We start from the raw sequence: 18,926 nt of genomic DNA, 5'->3' as shown, positions 1-18,926 counted from the left end.
GCAACGGTTCCTCGGCGGTCCCGCCGAAGGGCCAGTGCCGCATCGGACAACGTTCGCCCCCTTGTTGGCTGACGGTGTCACCCCGTGCTGAGCGGTGCGGCTCACTCAGCGTCGAGCTGGTGATCGGCCCAGACGTAGCTTTCGGGCAGCAGGTCGGTGATGAGGACGGTTCGGATGCGGTCGCCTTCGCCGACGATGACCTTGAGGGCGGGGAAGTAGTCGAGAAGGACCTGACGGCACCGGCCGCAGGGGGGAACAACCCCCCGGTCGCGGTCGCCCACGGCGACGATCGTGTCCAGCTCGTAGGCTCCCTGGGCGGCTGCGGCGCCGACGAGGACCAGCTCGGCGCAGGGGCCTCCCGTGAAGTGGTAGGCGTTTACCGCAGTGACGATCCGGCCGTCCCGGGCTCGGGCCGCGGCTGCCATGGTGTGGTTGTCCCCCCGGCAGCGGGTGTGAGCCACGTGCGCCGCGGCCTGGATGAGTTCGTGATCGACTTGGTGGGTCTGCGTGGTCATCTTCTCTGCCTTCGTCGGCTGTCAGTCGACGTTGACCCGCGTGACGACGGTACGCAAGCGAATATCGGTGGTGTGCTTGTTCCGCCGGGGCTGGAGGTTGAGCGGCCCGAACTCATCCGGGCAGTAGACGACTTCGGGCTCGCCGTCCTCGGATATGGCCTCGCCGTCGGCGATCGCGTAGAGGTGCTCGACCCGGGCCTTGAGCCCGCCGCCCGGCATGCCGGTGGGGGCGCCGCTCGGCCCGGGGCGGCGCCGACCACGAGGACGTGCCCGCGAGCGGCGGCGCCCCCACCGAGCGGCTGCTGAGCACTCCACGGCCGCCTGCTGAGCAATCCGTCCAGGGAATTGAGCAACCCCTACCCAGGTGCCGGACGCCTCTCGGCAGTGGACTGGGGCACGCGCCGGGACATCCGGTGCGGGACCGAACTCCCGGGGAGGGAATGCACCATGAACAAGTCCGCTGCCGTGCGGGGGGCCTTGGCGATCACCGGTGCCGTCTGCACGCTGATCGCGATGACGGGTTGCAGGAGCCATAGCGGCGGTTCAGGGGGAAGGGCCGGCGGCCTGCCCACGACGTCGGCCGGAGCGCGGGCCGACGGTTCGGCGAAGGGCGTGGGAGCCGGGTTCTCGGCGAACGGACTACAGAAGGCCCTGCTCACCGAGTTCGGGGAGGCGAAGGTGGTCTACGGCCCCAGGGCCGGCGCCATGTCCTCCCTGGCGCCGACCGGGTCGGCAGACACCGCCGGTGTCGAGGTGAAGACCGACAAGCCGCAGTGTCTTCGCCTCACCCAGGGCATCGACGCCGACACTGCGGGGAGTGCCCCCGCGGCGCTCGTCTCCCTGGCCGACATCCCCGATGTGACCGTCGCCGAGGTGCTGGTCGCCCCCGATTCCGGTGCCGCCGACAAGATCATGGCAGGCGGTCCGCCGGCGGACTGCTCCTCGTACACCACCACCGTGGACGGCTATGTCACCGAATACCATCTCAAGAACCTCGACCTGCCGGACGTCGGTGACGAGGCCAGGGGGTACGAGATCGTCGGCCGCTCGAAGAAGTACGGCACCACCACGAGCAACTTCGTGATCGTCTTCCGGGACGGCGGCTGGATGGGGTCCCTCTCCGTGACCGGGCCCAAGGCGGACCGAGCCACCTTCGACAAGGTCGTGCAGGCGGCCCACGCCAAGGCCAAGTCCGAGCTCGGCTGAGCCGGGGAAGCGGCGGGGAGGGGACATGGACGAGCCGATACCGGAGGACCCGTGCCAGGGGGCGGCGGGGCGTCCGCCCGCGGACGACGGCCTGTACGCGGCGGTCGGCGGCTTCGCCGGGATTCGGGCGGCGGCGGACCTCCTCTACCGCAGGATGCTGGACGACCCCGGCCTCACGGACCGATTCCGGGGGACGGACCCCGACCGGCTGGCCGCCCATCAGGGGGCGTTCCTGACCGCCCTCCTCGGCGGTCCGGATCTGTACACCGGCGGGGACCTGGGCGCGGTCCACGCCAGCCTGGCCCTTTCGGACGCGGACTTCGAGGCCCTGTGCAACCATCTGGCCGCGGTCCTGCGTGACTTGGGCGTCGCGCCCACCGTCGCCGCGCAGGTGGTCGACCGGCTGGACCCGATGCGCTCCGCGGTGCTCGGCAGCGCCGACGGGTGAGCTCCGCTCCGCGGCTCCGCGGAAAGGTGCGGGCCGGTCCGGGCAGGGGGCCCGGCGGGCGCGCCCAGGGGCCCGGGCGACCGTCCATGTTCCCGTCCCGGCGGCTACGCCGACCGGGAGGGCCCGGTGCGGGCCGTGCGTTCCAGTGCCGCGGCCAGTTCCGTCCGGCCCCCCACCCCGAGCTTGCCGTAGGCATTCTGGAGATGATTGTTGACGGTGCGGACGGACAGCGTGAGCCGGTCGGCTATGTCCTTGCTGGACAGCCCGTCCACGGCCAGCAGACAGATTTCCCGCTCGCGCGCGGTCAGCGGTACGACCCCGGTGCTGACGGTCAGCGCCGGGGTCACCGCTCCCTCGCACCGGGCGGCGAGTTCGGCCGATCGCGCGGCCAGCGCGGCGGCGGCCCGCTGGTCGCCTGCCGCACGCCAGGCGTCGGCCGCCGCGGCCGCGGCCTCTGCGGCCAGCAGCGTGGCGCCCAATTGAGCGAAACGTTCCGCCGACTCGGCCAGCGGAGCCGGGGCACGATCGGCCGCGGCGCGGGCATGAGCGGCCCGCGCCGACACCAGCGCGCTGTCGCACTCGCGGGAGAGCCGTGCCAGCGGGTCGGCGGCCGCCGCCGGGTTCCCCAGCCGGGCGACGTCGTGCCACAGTGCCGCGGACACGGTCAGCTGGCCTTTGCCCCGTACGTCCTCGGCAGCGGCGGAGAGTACCGAACGAGCCGTGGCGGGATCGTTCTCCGCGGCCGCCGCCCAAGCCCGGGCGAGCGGCACCAGGCCCTGGGCGTCCACCGGCGGGTGGAGGGTGTCCATCTCCGCCGCGGCCGCCCGCGCCCCCGCACCATCACCCAGATGTGAGAGTGCCAGCGCGAGACAGCCCAGCCCCAGCTTCAGCGGTGCCTCGAAACCGCGCGCCCGGCTGATGGACACCGCATCCCGAGCCCAGCGGGCCGCCGTGCGCGGTCTTCCCTCCAGCAGGACGCACCGACCCACATACCAGGCGAATGTGGACAGGGCGTGCGGCACACCGTCGTCCACGGCCGCGCGCAGCGCCCGCCTCATGAGGGCGCTGGCCTCGGGCAGCCGTCCTGACTCGTGCAGCACGATGGCACGGCCCATCAGCCGGGTGCTCGGATGCAGAAAGTCGAACAGGTCCGCCGGCAACGGAGCGTCCGCCCGCGCATCCGCTTCGGCCTCGTCGACCAGGGTCAGCGCCTCGGCGGTCCGGCCCGCGACGGCGAGAGCCGCCGACTCGCCCAGGGCACGCAGCGGAGTGGGGCGCTGCCCGGCGCCGCGCGGCACCGTGTCCAACAGCGCCAGAGCCTGCTGGGGCTGGTCAGTGAAGGTGAGCACCATCGCGGCCAGAGCGGCCAGCTCCCCGTGGTGCTCCGCAGCGAGCGACGACCGGGCCTCGTCGGCCAACGCGAGCGCCAGGTCCGGGCGCAGGAGGCCCCAGAAGAGGTTGCTTCCCCGCGCAAGTACCAGCGCGAGACGCACCGTGTCGCCGCAGGGCAGCTCAGCGGCCCGGGCCAGCGCCTCCTCCGCCTCGGCGACCGCGCCGCGGGACAGCAGCGCCTCCCCGAGCAGCAGCCCGGCCTCGGCGCTGTCGCGGTCGGCGAGCACCCCGCGCGCAAGCCGTTCGACCCGGGGGTGGTCATGGGCGTAGCGGGCCAGACGCGCGGCACGCATCAGCAGCGCGGGATCGGCGGTCCCGGTGGCGTCCAGCCGCCACTGGGCGACCCTCAACGCGTCGTCCGCCCGGCGGGCGCCGCGCGACTCGACGCGGGCTATCTGGCCGAGCAGCAGTTTGCGGCGGCGCAGCACCGGCAGCTCCGCCCGCAGCACCTGAGCGTGCAGCGGGTGGGTCAGGACCGCCTCGTGGCGCCGTCCGGCGGTGCGCACCTGGACCAGCCCTGCTTCTTCCAGCCGCTCCAGCGCATCGAGATGGTCCGCGCCGGCTCCGTGTCCCCCGCCGTCCCCGGCCTCCCGGTCGGCAGGGCACAACTCGTCCACGCCCAGGGGCTGGCACAGCGCGAGCAGGTCGAGCATCGCACGGCCGGCCGGATCGACGCCCCGGATCCGGGCGGTGACCAGGTCCAGCAACCGCCGCCCGGGGCGTGGTGGCCTGCTGAACTGCAGTACTCCTCCCACTTCGCCGAGCGTGCCTTCCTGAACGGAACTCAAGAGCAGTTCACGCAGGTAAAGGAGGTTTCCGTGGGTGGCGGTCCACAACTCCGCGCAGGCGGCGACACCTACGGGCAGGTCGAAGAGCGACTGTACGAGTTCATCGGTGTGCGCCCGGTCCAACGGGCCGAGGTCGACGCGGACCCCGCGGTCGCCCGACCACAGCCCGTACATCGCGTCGGGTACGGGCTCGCCGTCCCGGACGGTGGCCACCAGGAACAGTGCCCCGGCATCCAGCAACTGCCCGAGCAGCAGCAACGACAGCGGGTCGAGCAGCGGCAGGTCGTCGACCAGCAGGACCAGCCTGCCGTTTCCCGCCTTCGCCGCGACGGCCTGGCGGGCCCGGGCGAACAGTGACAGCACGTCGCCGTGACCGGTCGGCTCCGGCCGCTCGGGCGGCGGGGGGTGCGAGGACTCCGGAGGCACCGGGGCAGCCGGCTGCCCGGGATCGGTCGCCAGCAGGTGGGCCAGGGCTCCGAGCGGGATGGACGCGGCGAGTGAGGTGGCGACGGCGCGAGCGGTCGTCAGGCCCGCCTTTCCGGCCTCCGCCAGACACTCCTCGGCGAGGCGTGTCTTTCCGACACCCGCCGGGCCGTGCACCAGGAACGCGTGCTGGACGCCCCGTCTCAGCACCTGCCGGAAAAGACCGAGTTCCCCGGCGCGCCCGATCAGAGGCCACGGCCTCGTCCCCCGGTATGAGCTGTTCACGGCGCAGAGGGTAGCGGCCCCGGCGGCAATCCGGTCCGGTGAGGTCGGTGAGGGCCGTGGACAGGCCCTCGCAGCGGGCCCGGTCCACCGGCATCACGGTCGGCCGGTCATCCGGCACCGCGCCGGCCACCGCGCCGGCCCCTGCCTCGGCCGGCTCCGAACTCCGAACTCCGACTCCGCCGTCTGCTCGGTTGCCTGACGCATCTGCCTCGATCGGTGGATCCGCCACGGGCCGTCCGTGGGAGCGATGTCGTACAGCGCGACGAAGACCTGCGACAGCGGGTCCTCGACGATCGCCGCCGGGGCGCGTGCAGTCCCCCCTGCCCCTCGCGCGGCGAGGGGCAGGGGGCTGTGGGTGTCAGCGGATGGGACGGTGGACGTTCTCCCGCCGGGCCGGACCCGGCGTCGCGTCCGCGATCCACGGTCCGTCTCCGGACGGGTCGTGGACGCCCTGCTCCAGCCACTCGTAGGTGCCGGACAGCACGTCCTTGACCACCCTGCGGTCCAGGTCGTCGGTGTTGGCCCACAGCCGCCCGAACAGTTCTTCGACACGGATCCGGGACTGCCGGCAGAAGGCGTCGGCGAGCCGGTACGCCTCGCGCCCGTGCTCCCCGCTCCCGCGCAGGTGCTCGGCGCGGACGCACGCCGCGCTCATCGCGAACAACTCGGCGCCGATGTCCACGATCCGGCCCAAAAAGCCCTGCTTGGTCTCCATGCGGCCCTGCCAGCGGGACATGCCGTAGAAGGTCGAGCGGGCGAGCTTGCGCGCGCTGCGCTCGACGTACCGCAGATGCGTGGAGAGGTCGATCTGCTGGTGGAACGCGCCGTACGCGCCGGGGATCCGGCCCTGTCCGACGACCAGCTTCGGCAGCCACTTGACGTAGAAGACGCCGGCGTTCGCGCCCGCCTTCGCCTTGTCGGCCAGGGACTTCTCGGGGTCGATCAGGTCGCCGGCCACGGACAGATGGGCGTCCACCGCCTCCCGCGCGATCAGCAGGTGCATGATCTCCGTGGAGCCCTCGAAGATGCGGTTGATGCGCAGGTCGCGCAGCATCTGCTCGGCCGGCACCCCCCGCTCGCCGCGGGCCCTGAGAGACTCAGCCGTCTCGAAGCCGCGGCCGCCGCGGATCTGGACCAGTTCGTCGGCCATCAGCCAGGCCATCTCGGAGCCGTACAGCTTGGCGAGGGCGGCCTCGATGCGGATGTCGTTGCGGTCCTCGTCGGCCATCTGCGAGCACAGGTCGACCACGGCCTCCAGGGCGAAGGTGGTCGCCGCGATGAAGGAGATCTTCGAGCCGACCGCCTCGTGCAGCGCGACCGGCTTGCCCCACTGCTCACGGGCTCCCGTCCACTCGCGGGCGATCTTCAGACACCACTTGCCCGCACCCACGCACATCGCGGGCAGCGAGAGCCGGCCGGTGTTCAGCGTGGTCAGCGCGATCTTCAGGCCCGCCCCCTCCGGGCCGATGCGGTTGGCGGCCGGGACGCGGACGTGGTGGAAGCGGGTGACGCCGTTCTCCAGGCCGCGCAGGCCCATGAAGGCGTTGCGGTTCTCGACGGTGATGCCCTCCGAGGCCGCCTCCACCACGAAGGCCGTGATGCCGCCCTTGTGGCCCTCGGACCTCGGCACGCGCGCCATGACGACGAGCAGGTCGGCGACCACGCCGTTGGTCGTCCACAGCTTCACCCCGTCGAGGACGTAGTGGTCCCCGTCCGGTACGGCCGTGGTGGCCAGCCGGGCCGGGTCAGAGCCCACGTCCGGCTCGGTCAGCAGGAACGCCGAGATGTCGGTGCGGGCGCAGCGCGGCAGGAACGTGTCCTTCTGGTCCTGGGTGCCGAAGATCTTCAGCGGCTGCGGTACGCCGATCGACTGATGCGCGGACAGCAGCGCACCGATCGCCGGGCTCGCGGAGCCGACCAGGGCCAGCGCCTTGTTGTAGTACACCTGGGTGAGGCCGAGACCGCCGTATTTGGTGTCGATCTTCATGCCGAAGGCGCCGAGCTCCTTGAGCCCGTTGATCGTCTCGTCCGGGATCCGCGCCTCGCGCTCGATGCGGGCGGAGTCGATCTGCGTCTCGGTGAAGTCGCGCAGCTTGGCGAGGAACTCCTCGCCGCGCTGTACGTCCTCGTCGGCGGGCAGCGGGTGGGGGTGGATCAGATCGAGCCGGAAGCGCCCTAGGAACAGCTCCTTGGCGAAGCTGGGTTTGCGCCAGTCCTGCTCGCGCGCGGCCTCGGCGACCTGACGGGCCTCACGCTCGGTGACGGTGGGCTTGGGGGTCGGTGCTGTTGGGGCGGACATGAGGCTCACCTCGCCGCGAATCGGGGTCTTGTGGGACGTACACCGATCAAGCTGCCGTACAACGATCAAGGGTGCCGTACGGCGACCTTGCGGACGTACGTTACTGACCGGTGCTACTCGATCGTTCGTACCCGATTCCGGGCGAGGTCACCAGTCCTCGCGCAGCCACCGGGCCGGGAAACGCCCACGGTTCGCATCCCCCGGGTGCGCCCCGCTGTCAAGTCGGCCCCTCGCGCGAGGGAGCCTTCGCCTCCCGAGCATCGTCGAAGCGCTTCGACATTCTCTGGACAGTCATCCCCGGCCGCGCTACTGTCGAGCCACCCTCACGCGCCCGTACGGATGGTCGACGCGCTATCGAAGCGCTTCACTACGCTTGGAGAGCCGGATGGTCACCCTCGCCGAGGTCGCTCAGCACGCCGGAGTATCGGCGAGCACGGTGAGCTATGTCCTCAGCGGCAAGCGGTCCATCTCCGCGGCCACCCGGCAGCGGGTCGAACGCAGCATCCGGGAGCTCGGCTACCACCCGAACGCCGGGGCCCGCGCCCTGGCCAGCAGCAAGTCGAACATCATCGCGCTGATGGTCCCGCTGCGCACCGACATGTACGTCCCGGTGATGATGGAGATCGCCATCGCCGTGGCGACCACCGCGCGCACCCACGGGTACGACGTCCTGCTGCTCACCGGCGAGGAGGGGCCCGACGCGGTGCGCCGGGTCACGGCCAGCGGGCTCGCCGACGCGATGATCCTGATGGACGTCGAACTCGACGACGAGCGGCTGCCCCTGCTGCGCGATGCGGGTGGCCCCACCGGAGCGAAGCCGGGAGTGGGGGAGGACCGGCCGTCGGTGCTCATCGGACTGCCCGCCAGCACCTCCGGGCTGACCTGCGTCGACCTCGACTTCGGGGCCGCGGGAGCGCTGTGTGTCGAGCATCTGGCGATGCTGGGTCACCGCGACATCGCTGTCATCGGCGAGGCACCCGCCGTCTACGAACGGCACACGGGATTCGCGGAGCGCACGCTCGACGGCCTGAGGTCCCGTGCGCGGGACCTGGGCCTGCGGGCCCTGCACCGCCCCTGCGAGGGCGGGTACGACGCGATGGCCGTCACCCTGGCCCGGATCCTCGACGAGCGGCCGGGCACCACCGGGTTCGTCGTGCAGAACGAGTCCGCGGTCGAGCCCCTGCTCGCCCTGCTGCGCCAGCAGGGCCGCGCCGTCCCCGAGGATGTCTCCGTGATCGCCGTCTGCCCGGACCAGGTCGCCACACAGGCGTCGGTGCGGCTGACCTCCGTGGCCATCCCCGCGCAGGAGATGGGGCGGCGCGCCGTCGAGCTGGTGGTCGCCAAGCTGGACGGGCGCGGTACCGACGAGGTGGTGCTGATCCCGCCCGAGCTGACGGTCCGGGGGAGCACGGGCCCGGTGCCGTCCGCCTCCTGAGCCGTCGACTCTCGTACGGGCGCGTGGTTCAGCCGCCGCTGACGACCGGGCCGGCGAGGTCGGGGGTGGCGTACGGGCCGGCCTCGCCGACCGTCCGCACCGGCGCACCGCGCACGGCGAGTGCCGGAGCCCGCCGAGCGGGGGGCTCCGGCACTCGGGCGACCGAGGGGTTCAGAGGGCGAGGCCCGTCAGGACGAGCACCCGCTCGTACGTGTAGTCCTCCATCGCGAACCGCACCCCCTCGCGCCCGACACCGGACCGCTTGGCGCCGCCGTACGGCATCTGGTCGGCGCGGTAGGACGGCACGTCGCCGATGACGACGCCGCCCACCTCCAGGGCACGGTGCGCGCGGAACGCCACCTGGAGGTCGTGCGTGAACACGCCCGCCTGGAGGCCGTACTTGGAGTCGTTGACGGCGGCGAACGCCTCGGCCTCGCCGTTCACCTTCTGCACGGTGAGGACGGGGCCGAAGACCTCCTCGCAGGAGACGGTCACGTCGGCCGGGACGTCGGTGAGGACGGTCGGCGCGTACGACGCCCCGTCCCGCTTGCCGCCGGTCAGCAGCGTGGCGCCGGCGCGCACGGCCTCGTCGACCCACGACTCCACGCGCCGCGCTGCGTCCTCGCTGACCAGCGGGCCGACGTCCGTCGCGGCGTCCGAGGGGTCACCGGTGACCTGCGCCTCGACGGCGGCGACGATGCGCGGCAACAGCCGGTCGTAGAGGGAGGCGTCGGCGATCACGCGCTGCACGGAGATGCAGGACTGCCCGCCCTGGTAGTTGGAGAAGGTGGCGATGCGGTTCGCCGCCCAGTCAAGGTCCTCGTCGCTCGCGTAGTCGGCGAGCACGACGGCCGCGCCGTTGCCCCCCAGCTCCAGGGTGCAGTGCTTGTGCGGCACCGACTCCATGATCGCGTAGCCGACCTTGTCGGAGCCGGTGAAGGAGATGACCGGCAGACGCGGGTCCTGGACGAGTTCGGGCATGCGGTCGTTGGGGACCGGAAGGATCGACCAGGAGCCGGCGGGCAGCTCGGTCTCGGCCAGCAGGTCGCCGATGACCAGACCGGACAGCGGTGTGGCGGGCGCCGGCTTCAGGATGATCGGGGCGCCGGCCGCGATGGCAGGCGCGACCTTGTGGGCACACAGGTTCAGCGGGAAGTTGAACGGCGCGATACCGAGGACGACGCCCTTCGGGAAGCGGCGGGTCAGCGCCAGGCGGCCCTGGCCGCCGGGGTCGGTGTCCAGGCGCTGTGCCTCGCCGCCGTTGAAGCGGCGGGCCTCCTCGGCCGCCAGCCGGAACACCGAGACGGCGCGGCCGACCTCGCCGCGGGCCCACTTGAGGGGCTTGCCGTTCTCGGCGGAGATGAGCCGCGCGATCTCCTCGCTGCGCTCGGCGAGCCGCTTCGAGACATGGTCGAGGGCGGCGGCGCGGACATGGGCCGGGGTGGCGGCGAACTCGTCCCGCACGGCGTACGCGGCGGCCACGGCCTCCTCGACCTGGGCCTCGGTCGGCACGCCGACCGTGCCGACGAGCCGGCCGTCCCACGGGGACGTGACGTCGAAGGTGGTCTCGCCGGTGGCCTGGCGGCCGGCGAGCCAGAAGGCGTGGGTGGAGGTCATGGTCGGGTCCCGGCCCTTCACGTTGGGTGTTCCTGAAGTTCGTGGTCCACGGTAGGGCCGGGACGGCGACGGGTCGTTTGTCCGGGGAGTAGCAGTGCGCTGCGGGAGCAGGACGGGTTGTACAGCCGATGTGATGCCCGGTGACGGGACGGTGCCCGGGCCTTCCTTCCGTCACTCGCCCGCCGCGGCCGTGGCCTTGAGCGCCAGCCACAGCTCCATCCGGACGTCCGGATCGTCGAGCGAGCGCCCCAGGATCTCCTCGACCCGGCGCATCCGGTAGCGCAGGGTGTGCCGGTGCACACCGAGGTCGGCGGCCGCGGCGTCCCACTGGCCGTGCCTCGACAGCCAGGCCCGCAGCGAGGCCACCAGGTCCCCCCGCCCCGTCGCATCGTGCTCGCGCAGCGCCCGCAGCAGGCCGTCCGCGAAGGCGCGCACCGCGTCGTCCGCCAGCAGCGGCAGAACCGAGCCGGCCGCCAGTTCCTCGTGCTCGACCAGCGACCGGCCGCGCCGCCGGGCCACCGACAGCGCCTGTTCCGCCTGCTTGTACGCCGCGGCCGCGGCGATCGGCCCGGCCGGCGCCGACAACCCGACGACCAGCTCGTCCTCGTCGTCGGCCGACTGCTCCCGGGTCGTGGCCCGCGCCGCCTGCACCGCGAACGCGTACTCCTGGCACGCGGCGAGGGCCGCGCCCCCGTCCACGGCGAGCACCGCCAGCCGCTCCCCCTCGGGCACGACGAGGACGGCCTCGCCGGCGCGCGCGGCGGCGGACTCCACGGCCTCGGCGAGCCCCTCCAGCGGATCGCCGTCCGTGTCCTCGGCGAGGAGCTGCGCGGCTGCCGGCAAAGCGGGCGCCACGCGCGCGTGCCCCTCGGCGTGCGCCCGGGCCGCGGAGGCGGACGCCGACTCGGCGAGGATCAGCCGGAAGGGCGCGTCGAGCAGATCGCCGTACAGGTCACCGGCCACCGCCCGCGCGTGGTCCGGCTCCCCGGCGAGCAGCATGCGCAGCACGGCCGCCCCGATCCGCTGCTCGGCGGCGTGCAGGGACCGTGACCGCTCGGTGGTGAGCGTCAGCAGGGCGACGGCGGAGTGGACCGCGTACCTCTCGGCGGTGCCCGGCGCCGCCGCCGTCCCCACGGCGAGCGCGGCGCGCGGGCGCCGCCCGGTGCCCAGGGAGTGCAGTTCGACCCGGTCCTCACCGCTCGGCCCGCCGACCACGCGGCTCGCCGGCGCGGTCCGCTCCCGCAGCCGTTCCACATCGGGGGTGAGGCGCCCGGCGCGCCGCCCCGCCCACTCGGGCGCCGCCGCGACGACGGCGCCGGACGCGTCGTACAGCGCCGCCCAGCCGTCGACCTGTGCGGCGAGCGCGGCGAGCAGCCCCTCGGGCCCGTCGTTCAGCGCCTGCCTGGTCAGCTCGCGCTGCGCGGCGAAGCCCGCGGTCACGGCCCGGTACTGGTCGGCGGCGATGGCGGCGGAAACGGCCTTGCTGATGGCGATGAACGGCGTGCGCCGGGGCACCTCCAGCAGGGGCAGCCCCTCCTCCTCCGCCGCGTCCACGAGCGCCTTCGGGGTCTCCTCGTAGTTGACGCCGACGGCGAACCCGAGGCCGACCACGCCGGCGCCCACCAGCCGCTTCACATAGCGCCGCATGGCCGCCGGGTCCTCGGCGTCCAGTTTCAGCGCGGTGATCAGCAGCAGTTCGCCGCCCTCCATGTAGGGCACCGGGTCGGCGAGCTCGCTGACGTGCGCCCAGCGGACGGGGACGTCCAGGCGGTCCTCGCCCGCGCGCACGGTCAGCTTGAGCGCCGAGTGGTGGACGAGCGAGGCGAGCGTGGGAGGCATGGGGCCTTCAGGTCTGCACGGACAGGGTGGTCCTTGTGATCCTTTGGCCGCCGCGTATGAACGACCACTGTCGATTCTGCCTCACCGTACGGTCGCCTCGTGCTCTGATGACCGGACGTCCCGCTCAGCGCCCCTCAGCCGCGCAGATTCACCAGCAGCGGCGGCGCGTGCTCGCCCCTCACACCGGTCAGCGAGAGCACCGCGTGCCCCGGCGGCACCGCGTGCGCCAGCTCGGAGGCGGACCACCGCTCACGCTCGACCTGGCGGACGGTCACGGCGCGCGCGGTCGGCGCGCGCCCGGTGATCACCCGGCGCAGCATGTGCAGGGCCTTGCCCGCCGGGGTCTCCGCGATGATCTGCCGGTCGGTGACGTCCCGCGTCTCGGTCCACTCCTTGCCCCACACCTCGGCGAAGTCCTGCCCGTCCCAGGGGGTGAGCCCGGACAGCGCCATCCGGCACCCGGTGGCGCCGAGGAGGGGCCCGCGCAGCGGCCTCGGCACGTCGTCGAGGGTGCGCAGGGTGAGGACGGCTCCGGCGTTCACGGAGCGCAGCCGCTGGATGGCCCGGACGGCCTCGGGGGTCACCACGCCCGTCGCGTCGTCGAGCAGCAGACAGGCGAACAGCGACCGGTCCTCGCGGGTCGCGACACTGGCCGTGAACTGGGCGAGCACCAGCCGCGCGAGGATGCGCGAGGCATCGGCGTGGCCGCGCTCGGGCAGGTCGATCCGGACCCGCACGGGGTGGTCGAGGGCGCGCAGCGAGAACGGCCGGGAGTGCCCGGAGGTGTCGAAGAAGTGGGCGAAGGCGGGCCGGTCGAGCAACGCGACCCGGTCGGCGAGGACGCCGCCCAGGTCGCCGGGGTGCCCCGACTGCCTTGCCCGCGCGTCGAGTTCACGCAGCAGTGAGTCCTGCCCCGAGTCCTCCAGGGCCTTGCGCAGCGCGGCGAGCGGTCCGGGCGCGCCGTCGAGGAGCTGACGCAGCTCCGGGACGGACGGGAAGCGGCCGTGGACGGCCCGGTAGGGCCCGAGGAGCTGAGCGAGCACGGTGGTGGAGCGGCGGCTGTCCCCGCCGGGGTGCGGGTCGGCGAGATCACCCACGAGCGCCTCGGCGAGCACGGCCGCGGCCTCGTCCGGGTCGCTGGTCCCGCCGTACAGGTCCAGGTCGTACACCGACTCGGGGTGCCCGACGCGCACGACGACGTCGTAGCCGTCCGCCGGACCGAGACCGGCGCCGGCCGCGCCGACGACGACCACGGCGGCCCGCCCGGCGAGCGCTTGCAGGCACAGGGACTCGGCCAGCGGCCACACCACGGTGCTGGTCTTGCCGGAACCCGCGGGCCCCACGGCGACCAGGGAGGTGCCGAGCAGGTCGGGACCGACGCCGAGGCCGGTGCCGCGGTAGGCGTAGGGATTGCGGGGGTCGTCGACGGTGATGCCGAGCCGTACCTGCCCGGTGATCAGGTCGTGCCGGGCCAGCCGGGCGGGCAGGTCGCGCTTCCCCGAGGGGTGCAGGCAGGCGGTGGCGCCGTCCTGGAGCACCGCGCCGGTGAAGTCGGCGAGGCCGTGCCGGCCGTTGAGGACGCCCTGCCAGGCGCGGGCGATCCGGGCGTGGTCGACGTCGCGCATGAGCCCGGCCCGGGCCTCGGCGGCGAGCCGGTCGGCGGCGTCGTGCGCACCCGCGGCGCGCAGCTGGTTCCACTGGGCGGGGTCGTCCTCGGGAGCCGGGGGCCGCTCGCTCACCGGGGCGGCGGGGCGCCAGGCGGGCGGTCCGAAGCGCCGCCAGACCTCGCCCCAGCGGCCGAGCCTGCCGACGGCGGTCATGATGGCGAGGACGATGACCGTGTAGTAGCCGTACCAGAGGAAGGCGTTCTGGACGCGGTCGTTGTCGTGCAGCCACGAGTCGGGGGTGAACAGCTCCAGGGGCAGCACCCACCAGCCGCCGAGGTAGCCGTTCCACAGCAGCGACCAGATCAGCCAGCCCACCAGGAACGAGATCAGCGCCCCGCTGAGCAGCTGGCGCGTCGGCGTCCGCTCGGGCTCCTGCTCCGGCCGCGGCCGGTGCCCGAAGCGCCACACGCCGGGTCCCGCCGGCGGGCGCGGTGCCCGCAGCCAGGCAAGGAAGGCCGAGCCGTCCGGCAGCGGGGGCGCCCCGGGGGCGTTCGCGGGCCGGGGCGGGATCCGGGGCGGCCCGGCCGGACGCGGCAGGGGATCCGCCCGTGTGACCCGCGCGTCCTGCGTCCCGTCGCTGTCCATCGCCGCTGCCCCCTGACCAGCCGTTCCGTCCACCACTGCGAGTCAATCTAACGCCCCTGCAAGGGGAGTTCACCGCATACGCGGCCGGGCCCGCGCCGACGCGGCCCGCTCCGCTATGTCCACGACGGACAAGCGGGTGCGCCCAAGGCGCCCACATGGAGCATGCCCACCCTCCACGACCCGCTCTAGCCTGCGAGAAAAGAAGGCAAGCGTCCGAAAAGCACCCCGCCCGGAACACCCGGCCCGCCGGAACACCCGGTTTGCCGGAACACCCGGCCCGCCGGGCCGGCCACTCCACCGCGACGGCCGGTCCCCCGGAACACCGGGGCCGGGACCTCTCGGTCCGCACGATCATCAGGGAGCCCCCATGACCGCACTTCCCCAGGAGCGCCGCGTCGTCACCGCCATCCCCGGCCCGAAGTCGCAGGAGCTGCAGGCCCGCCGCACCGCCGTGGTCGCGCAGGGCGTTGGCTCCGTGCTGCCCGTGTTCACCGCGCGCGCGGGCGGCGGGATCATCGAGGACGTCGACGGCAACCGTCTGATCGACTTCGGCTCCGGCATCGCGGTGACGTCCGTGGGCGCCTCCGCCGAGGCCGTCGTACGACGGGCCTCGGCCCAGCTGCAGGACTTCACGCACACCTGTTTCATGGTCACGCCGTACGAGGGCTATGTGGCCGTCGCCGAGGCACTGGCCGAGCTCACTCCGGGTGACCACGCCAAGAAGTCGGCGCTGTTCAACTCGGGTGCGGAGGCGGTCGAGAACGCCGTCAAGATCGCCCGCGCCTACACCGGGCGCCAGGCGGTCGTCGTCTTCGACCACGGCTACCACGGCCGGACGAACCTGACGATGGCGCTCACCGCCAAGAACATGCCGTACAAGCACGGCTTCGGCCCGTTCGCGCCCGAGGTGTACCGGATGCCGATGGCGTACGCCTACCGCTGGCCGACCGGGCCGGACAACTGCGGCCCCGAGGCCGCCGCCATGGCCGTCGACCAGATCACCAAGCAGGTCGGCCCGGACAACGTGGCCGCGATCATCATCGAGCCCGTGCTCGGCGAGGGCGGCTTCATCGAGCCGGCGAGGGGCTTCCTGCCCGCGCTGCGGAAGTTCGCCACCGACAACGGGATCGTCTTCGTCGCCGACGAGATACAGTCCGGCTTCTGCCGCACCGGCCAGTGGTTCGCCTGCGAGGACGAGGGCATCGTCCCGGACCTGATCACCACCGCCAAGGGCATAGCCGGCGGTCTGCCGCTCGCCGCCGTCACCGGCCGTGCCGAGATCATGGACGCGGCGCACGCGGGCGGCCTGGGCGGCACCTACGGAGGCAACCCGGTCGCCTGCGCGGGCGCGCTGGGGGCGATCGAGACGATGAAGGAACTCGACCTCAACGCCCGGGCGAAGGAGATCGAGGAGACCATGAAGGCCCGCCTGACGGCGATGGCCGAGAAGTTCGAGGTCATCGGTGACGTCCGCGGCCGCGGTGCGATGATCGCGATCGAGCTGGTCAAGGACCGCGCCACCAAGGAGCCGAACCCCGAGGCGACCGCCGCGCTCGCCAAGGCGTGCCACCAGGAGGGGCTGCTGGTCCTGACCTGTGGCACCTACGGCAACGTGCTGCGTTTCCTGCCGCCGCTGGTGATCGGCCAGGAACTGCTGAACGAGGGCCTCGACATCATCGAGCAGGCGTTCGCTCGCATCTGAGCCGGCCGGCAGCCTCCGTCCGCCACGGGAAACCCGCAGCTGGGCCCCGTAGCCCGCGCGTGTGGCGCCCCTCCCGTCCCGGCCCCGTCCTTCACCGGGATTCCGGCCCGGGGCGGCGGGCGTCAGAGGGTGTGAAGAAGGTGTGCGAGGTGGATGGCGGGACCCGTTTCCGGCTGTCGGAGCGGTTTTTCCTGCCGTAGGTTCTAGGCAGATGAGAGATACACCCCGCCCACAGGGGACTGTGGGCGACACCTGGCCGCGGCATCCCCAGCCTCGACCCGGTCGTGCCCTCGCGCACACACCCGGAGCTTCCGGCTCCGGATCTCCTCACCGATCGGACGGCCGCACGCCCCAAACCCCCCGGGGCGGGCGGCACACCGATCCGGATGGCCGCCTCGGAACCGCCCCCCTGTTCCGGGGCGGCCGACGTGCTTCCCGGACGGCCTTCCAGGGCCCTCGCGCGCCAAGGACATGACCGGCCCGGCGTCGTCGATCCGGTCTCCCGGCCACTTTCCTGCCAAGCTGGGCGGCGTGTCGAGTTTCCCCGACCCGGACATCCAGAGTGCGCCGGCCGTGCGGGCCGGAACCTGCCCCGTTCCCGCACGGCCCGCCCGCGTCGTGGCCGGCGCGGCCCTCCTCCTGCTCCTGATCACCTGGCAGGTCTCGGCCCACGGACCGCTCGCGCGTGTGGACGAGCGGCTGAGCGAGGCCGTGATCGGTCCGGGCCGGCTCTCCGGACTCCTCGCCGACCTGGGAAGCGTCCCGGTCGCCGTGCCGGTCCTGGCCCTCGTCCTGGTCTACGCCGCCTCGCAGGCGCGGCGCTTCGGTGCGGACCGGTGGTGGCTGCCGTCCCTCGCCGCGGCGGTCTGCATGGCGGCCGTCCCGGTACTGGTCGTCCCGTTCAAGGAGCTGATCGCCCGCTCGGGCCCCATGGCCTCGGGCCCCGGCTCCGGCACGGGCTTCTACCCCTCGGGGCACACGGCGACGGCGGCGGTAGCGTACGGCTCCGCGGCCCTGGTCCTGTGGCCCTGGCTGCGCTCGCCCTACGCCCGCCGTGAACTCCTCGTCGTGTGTGTGGTGCTGAACCTCGGCGTCGGCATCGGCCTGGTCCGCCAGGGCTTCCACTGGCTCCTGGACGTGCTGGCCAGCTGGTGCCTGTGCGCGATGCTGCTGACCGGGCTCGCGGTGCTCCTCGGCCGAAGCGGGCGCCGCACGCCTTCGGAGGCTCCCGGCTCCCCGGCCGGTCCCGGTTGACCGGGCACGTCGCCGTCGCGTCACTGCCCGCGGGTGTGCCCGGCGCCCGGCGTCAGCTGTCGAAGCCCAGCCCCAGCCTGTCCATCGTCCGCAGCCAGAGGTTGCGCCGCCCGTTGTGCGCGTCGGCCCGGGCCAGCGACCACCTGGTCAGCGCGATGCCCGTCCAGGCGAAGGGCTCCGGCGGGAACGGCAGCGGCTTCCTTCGGACCATCTCCAGCTCGGTCCGCTCGGTGCGCTCCCCCGCCAGCAGGTCCAGCATCACCTCCGCGCCGAAGCGGGTGGCGCCGACGCCCAGGCCCGTGTAACCGGCCGCGTACGCCACCTTCCCCTGATGTGCCGTCCCGAAGAACGCCGAGAAGCGCGAGCACGTGTCGATCGCGCCGCCCCAGGCATGGGTGAAGCGCAGGCCCTCCAGCTGCGGGAAGCATGTGAAGAAGTGCCCGGCGAGCTTGGCGTACGTCTGCGGGCGGTCGTCGTACTCGGCGCGCACCCGGCCGCCGTAAGGGTAGATCGCGTCGTAACCGCCCCACAGGATGCGGTTGTCGGCCGACAGCCGGAAGTAGTGGAACTGGTTCGCCGAGTCCCCGAGGCCCTGGCGGTTCTTCCAGCCGATCGATGCCAGTTGGCCGGCCGTCAGCGGCTCGGTCATCAGCGCGTAGTCGTAGACCGGGACGGTGTACGGGCGCACGCGCCGGACCAGGTTGGGGAAGATGTTCGTGCCGAGCGCGACCCGCCTGGCGCGGACCGAGCCGTAGGGGGTGCGTACGGCCATGCCGGCGCCGTACGGCTTCAGGGTGAGGGCGGGCGTGTGCTCGTAGACCCGGACGCCGAGCCGGAGGCAGGCCCGCTTGAGCCCCCAGGCGAGCTTGGCCGGGTTGAGCATGGCCACACCCCGGCGGTCGTGCAGACCGGCGAGGAAGGTCGGCGAGTCGACCTGCTCCCTGACCGCTTCCGCGTCCAGGAACTCGGTGCCCTCGGCGAGACCCCGGCGCTCCGTCTCCCTGTGCCATTCGCGCAGCTCCCGCGCCTGGTACGGCTCGGTGGCGACGTCGATCTCGCCGGTGCGCTCGAAGTCGCAGTCGAGCGAGTGGCGGGCGACCGCCCTCTCGATCTCGTCTAGGTTGCGGGCGCCCAGCTCCTGCAGTGTGTGGATCTCGCCCGGCCAGCGGGTGAGCCCGTTGGCCAGGCCGTGGGTGAGGGAGGCGGCGCAGAAGCCGCCGTTGCGGCCGGAGGCGGCCCAGCCCGCCTCCCGGCCCTCCACCAGCACCACGTCCCGCTGCGGATCGCGTTCCTTGGCGATGAGCGCGGTCCACAGTCCGCTGTAGCCGCCGCCGACGACCAGCAGGTCGCAGGTCTCGGCGCCGGTGAGAGCGGGCTCGGGGCGGGGCCTGGCGGGGTCGTCCAGCCAGTACGGGACCGGCCGGGCTTCGGAAAGAGATGTCGTCCAACGGGTCATGGCGCTTGGGGCCAT

13 protein-coding genes and 2 pseudogenes are annotated in these 18,926 nt (G+C 73.1%); 6 read left to right on the top strand and 9 right to left on the bottom strand.

Annotated features, from left to right (window positions below; translation table 11 throughout):
- Nucleotides 1-101: 101 nt before the first annotated feature.
- Together ACFSL4_RS09475 and ACFSL4_RS09470 are read right to left on the bottom strand one after the other, a co-directional pair.
- Nucleotides 102-515 carry a cytidine deaminase family protein gene (locus ACFSL4_RS09475; protein ID WP_381080537.1) on the bottom strand — a complete coding sequence of 138 codons (414 nt, stop codon included), beginning with the start codon at nt 513-515 and terminating at the stop codon, nt 102-104.
- Between the two features lie 87 nt (nt 516-602).
- Nucleotides 603-716, bottom strand: a pseudogene (locus ACFSL4_RS09470) (IS630 family transposase); the annotation flags it as partial.
- A gap of 246 nt (nt 717-962) precedes the next feature.
- Between ACFSL4_RS09470 and ACFSL4_RS09465 the strand changes: the two are divergent.
- The gene (locus tag ACFSL4_RS09465) at nt 963-1,721 is read left to right on the top strand and encodes a hypothetical protein (RefSeq protein ID WP_381080535.1); all 759 of its coding nucleotides are present in this window, start codon (nt 963-965) and stop codon (nt 1,719-1,721) included.
- Between the two features lie 25 nt (nt 1,722-1,746).
- The gene (locus ACFSL4_RS09460) at nt 1,747-2,169 is read left to right on the top strand and encodes a group I truncated hemoglobin (protein ID WP_381080533.1); all 423 of its coding nucleotides are present in this window, start codon (nt 1,747-1,749) and stop codon (nt 2,167-2,169) included.
- A gap of 104 nt (nt 2,170-2,273) precedes the next feature.
- On the opposite strand, the gene ACFSL4_RS09455 is transcribed toward ACFSL4_RS09460, so the two are convergent.
- Together ACFSL4_RS09455 and ACFSL4_RS09450 are read right to left on the bottom strand one after the other, a co-directional pair.
- Nucleotides 2,274-5,057: a helix-turn-helix transcriptional regulator gene (locus ACFSL4_RS09455; RefSeq protein WP_381080531.1), complete on the bottom strand. Its 2,784-nt coding sequence runs from the start codon at nt 5,055-5,057 to the stop codon at nt 2,274-2,276.
- Nucleotides 5,058-5,415: 358 nt separating this feature from the next.
- Entirely contained in the window at nt 5,416-7,356 is a 1,941-nt protein-coding gene (locus ACFSL4_RS09450; RefSeq protein WP_381080529.1) for an acyl-CoA dehydrogenase family protein, read from the bottom strand.
- Nucleotides 7,357-7,741: 385 nt separating this feature from the next.
- On the opposite strand from ACFSL4_RS09450, the gene ACFSL4_RS09445 reads away from it, so the two are divergent.
- Nucleotides 7,742-8,791 carry a LacI family DNA-binding transcriptional regulator gene (locus tag ACFSL4_RS09445; RefSeq protein ID WP_381080527.1) on the top strand — a complete coding sequence of 350 codons (1,050 nt, stop codon included), beginning with the start codon at nt 7,742-7,744 and terminating at the stop codon, nt 8,789-8,791.
- A 28-nt stretch (nt 8,792-8,819) separates the two neighbouring features.
- Here ACFSL4_RS09445 and ACFSL4_RS09440 read toward each other — a convergent pair whose 3' ends face one another.
- The 4 genes from ACFSL4_RS09440 to ACFSL4_RS09425 form a co-directional block, all read right to left on the bottom strand.
- A complete protein-coding gene (locus ACFSL4_RS09440; protein ID WP_381080525.1) occupies nt 8,820-8,945 on the bottom strand; it encodes a hypothetical protein in 126 nt (41 codons plus the stop codon).
- A 17-nt stretch (nt 8,946-8,962) separates the two neighbouring features.
- Nucleotides 8,963-10,408: an aldehyde dehydrogenase family protein gene (locus ACFSL4_RS09435; RefSeq protein ID WP_381080523.1), complete on the bottom strand. Its 1,446-nt coding sequence runs from the start codon at nt 10,406-10,408 to the stop codon at nt 8,963-8,965.
- 171 nt (nt 10,409-10,579) lie between these two features.
- The gene (locus ACFSL4_RS09430; RefSeq protein WP_381080521.1) at nt 10,580-12,247 is read right to left on the bottom strand and encodes a PucR family transcriptional regulator; all 1,668 of its coding nucleotides are present in this window, start codon (nt 12,245-12,247) and stop codon (nt 10,580-10,582) included.
- Between the two features lie 134 nt (nt 12,248-12,381).
- Nucleotides 12,382-14,499, bottom strand: a complete 2,118-nt coding sequence (locus tag ACFSL4_RS09425) for a type IV secretory system conjugative DNA transfer family protein (RefSeq protein ID WP_381080519.1) — start codon at nt 14,497-14,499, stop codon at nt 12,382-12,384.
- Between the two features lie 367 nt (nt 14,500-14,866).
- On the opposite strand from ACFSL4_RS09425, the gene gabT reads away from it, so the two are divergent.
- The 3 genes and pseudogenes from gabT to ACFSL4_RS09410 all read left to right on the top strand — a co-directional run bounded on the left by gabT (nt 14,867) and on the right by ACFSL4_RS09410 (nt 17,455).
- Entirely contained in the window at nt 14,867-16,201 is a 1,335-nt protein-coding gene (gene gabT / locus ACFSL4_RS09420; RefSeq protein WP_381080517.1) for a 4-aminobutyrate--2-oxoglutarate transaminase, read from the top strand.
- A 211-nt stretch (nt 16,202-16,412) separates the two neighbouring features.
- Nucleotides 16,413-16,627, top strand: a pseudogene (locus tag ACFSL4_RS09415) (phosphatase PAP2 family protein); the annotation flags it as partial.
- Nucleotides 16,628-16,732: 105 nt separating this feature from the next.
- Nucleotides 16,733-17,455 (top strand): phosphatase PAP2 family protein, encoded by a 723-nt coding sequence (locus ACFSL4_RS09410; RefSeq protein ID WP_381080571.1) that lies wholly within the window; start codon nt 16,733-16,735, stop codon nt 17,453-17,455.
- 52 nt (nt 17,456-17,507) lie between these two features.
- Here the strand turns inward: ACFSL4_RS09410 and ACFSL4_RS09405 are convergent, their stop codons facing one another.
- Nucleotides 17,508-18,926, bottom strand: coding sequence for an NAD(P)/FAD-dependent oxidoreductase (locus ACFSL4_RS09405; RefSeq protein WP_381080515.1), 1,419 nt, complete (start codon nt 18,924-18,926; stop codon nt 17,508-17,510).

The organism is Streptomyces caeni (assembly GCF_042678285.1).
Classification (GTDB): Bacteria; Actinomycetota; Actinomycetes; order Streptomycetales; family Streptomycetaceae; genus Streptomyces; species Streptomyces caeni.
This window is presented reverse-complemented; position numbering and strand designations above follow the sequence as displayed.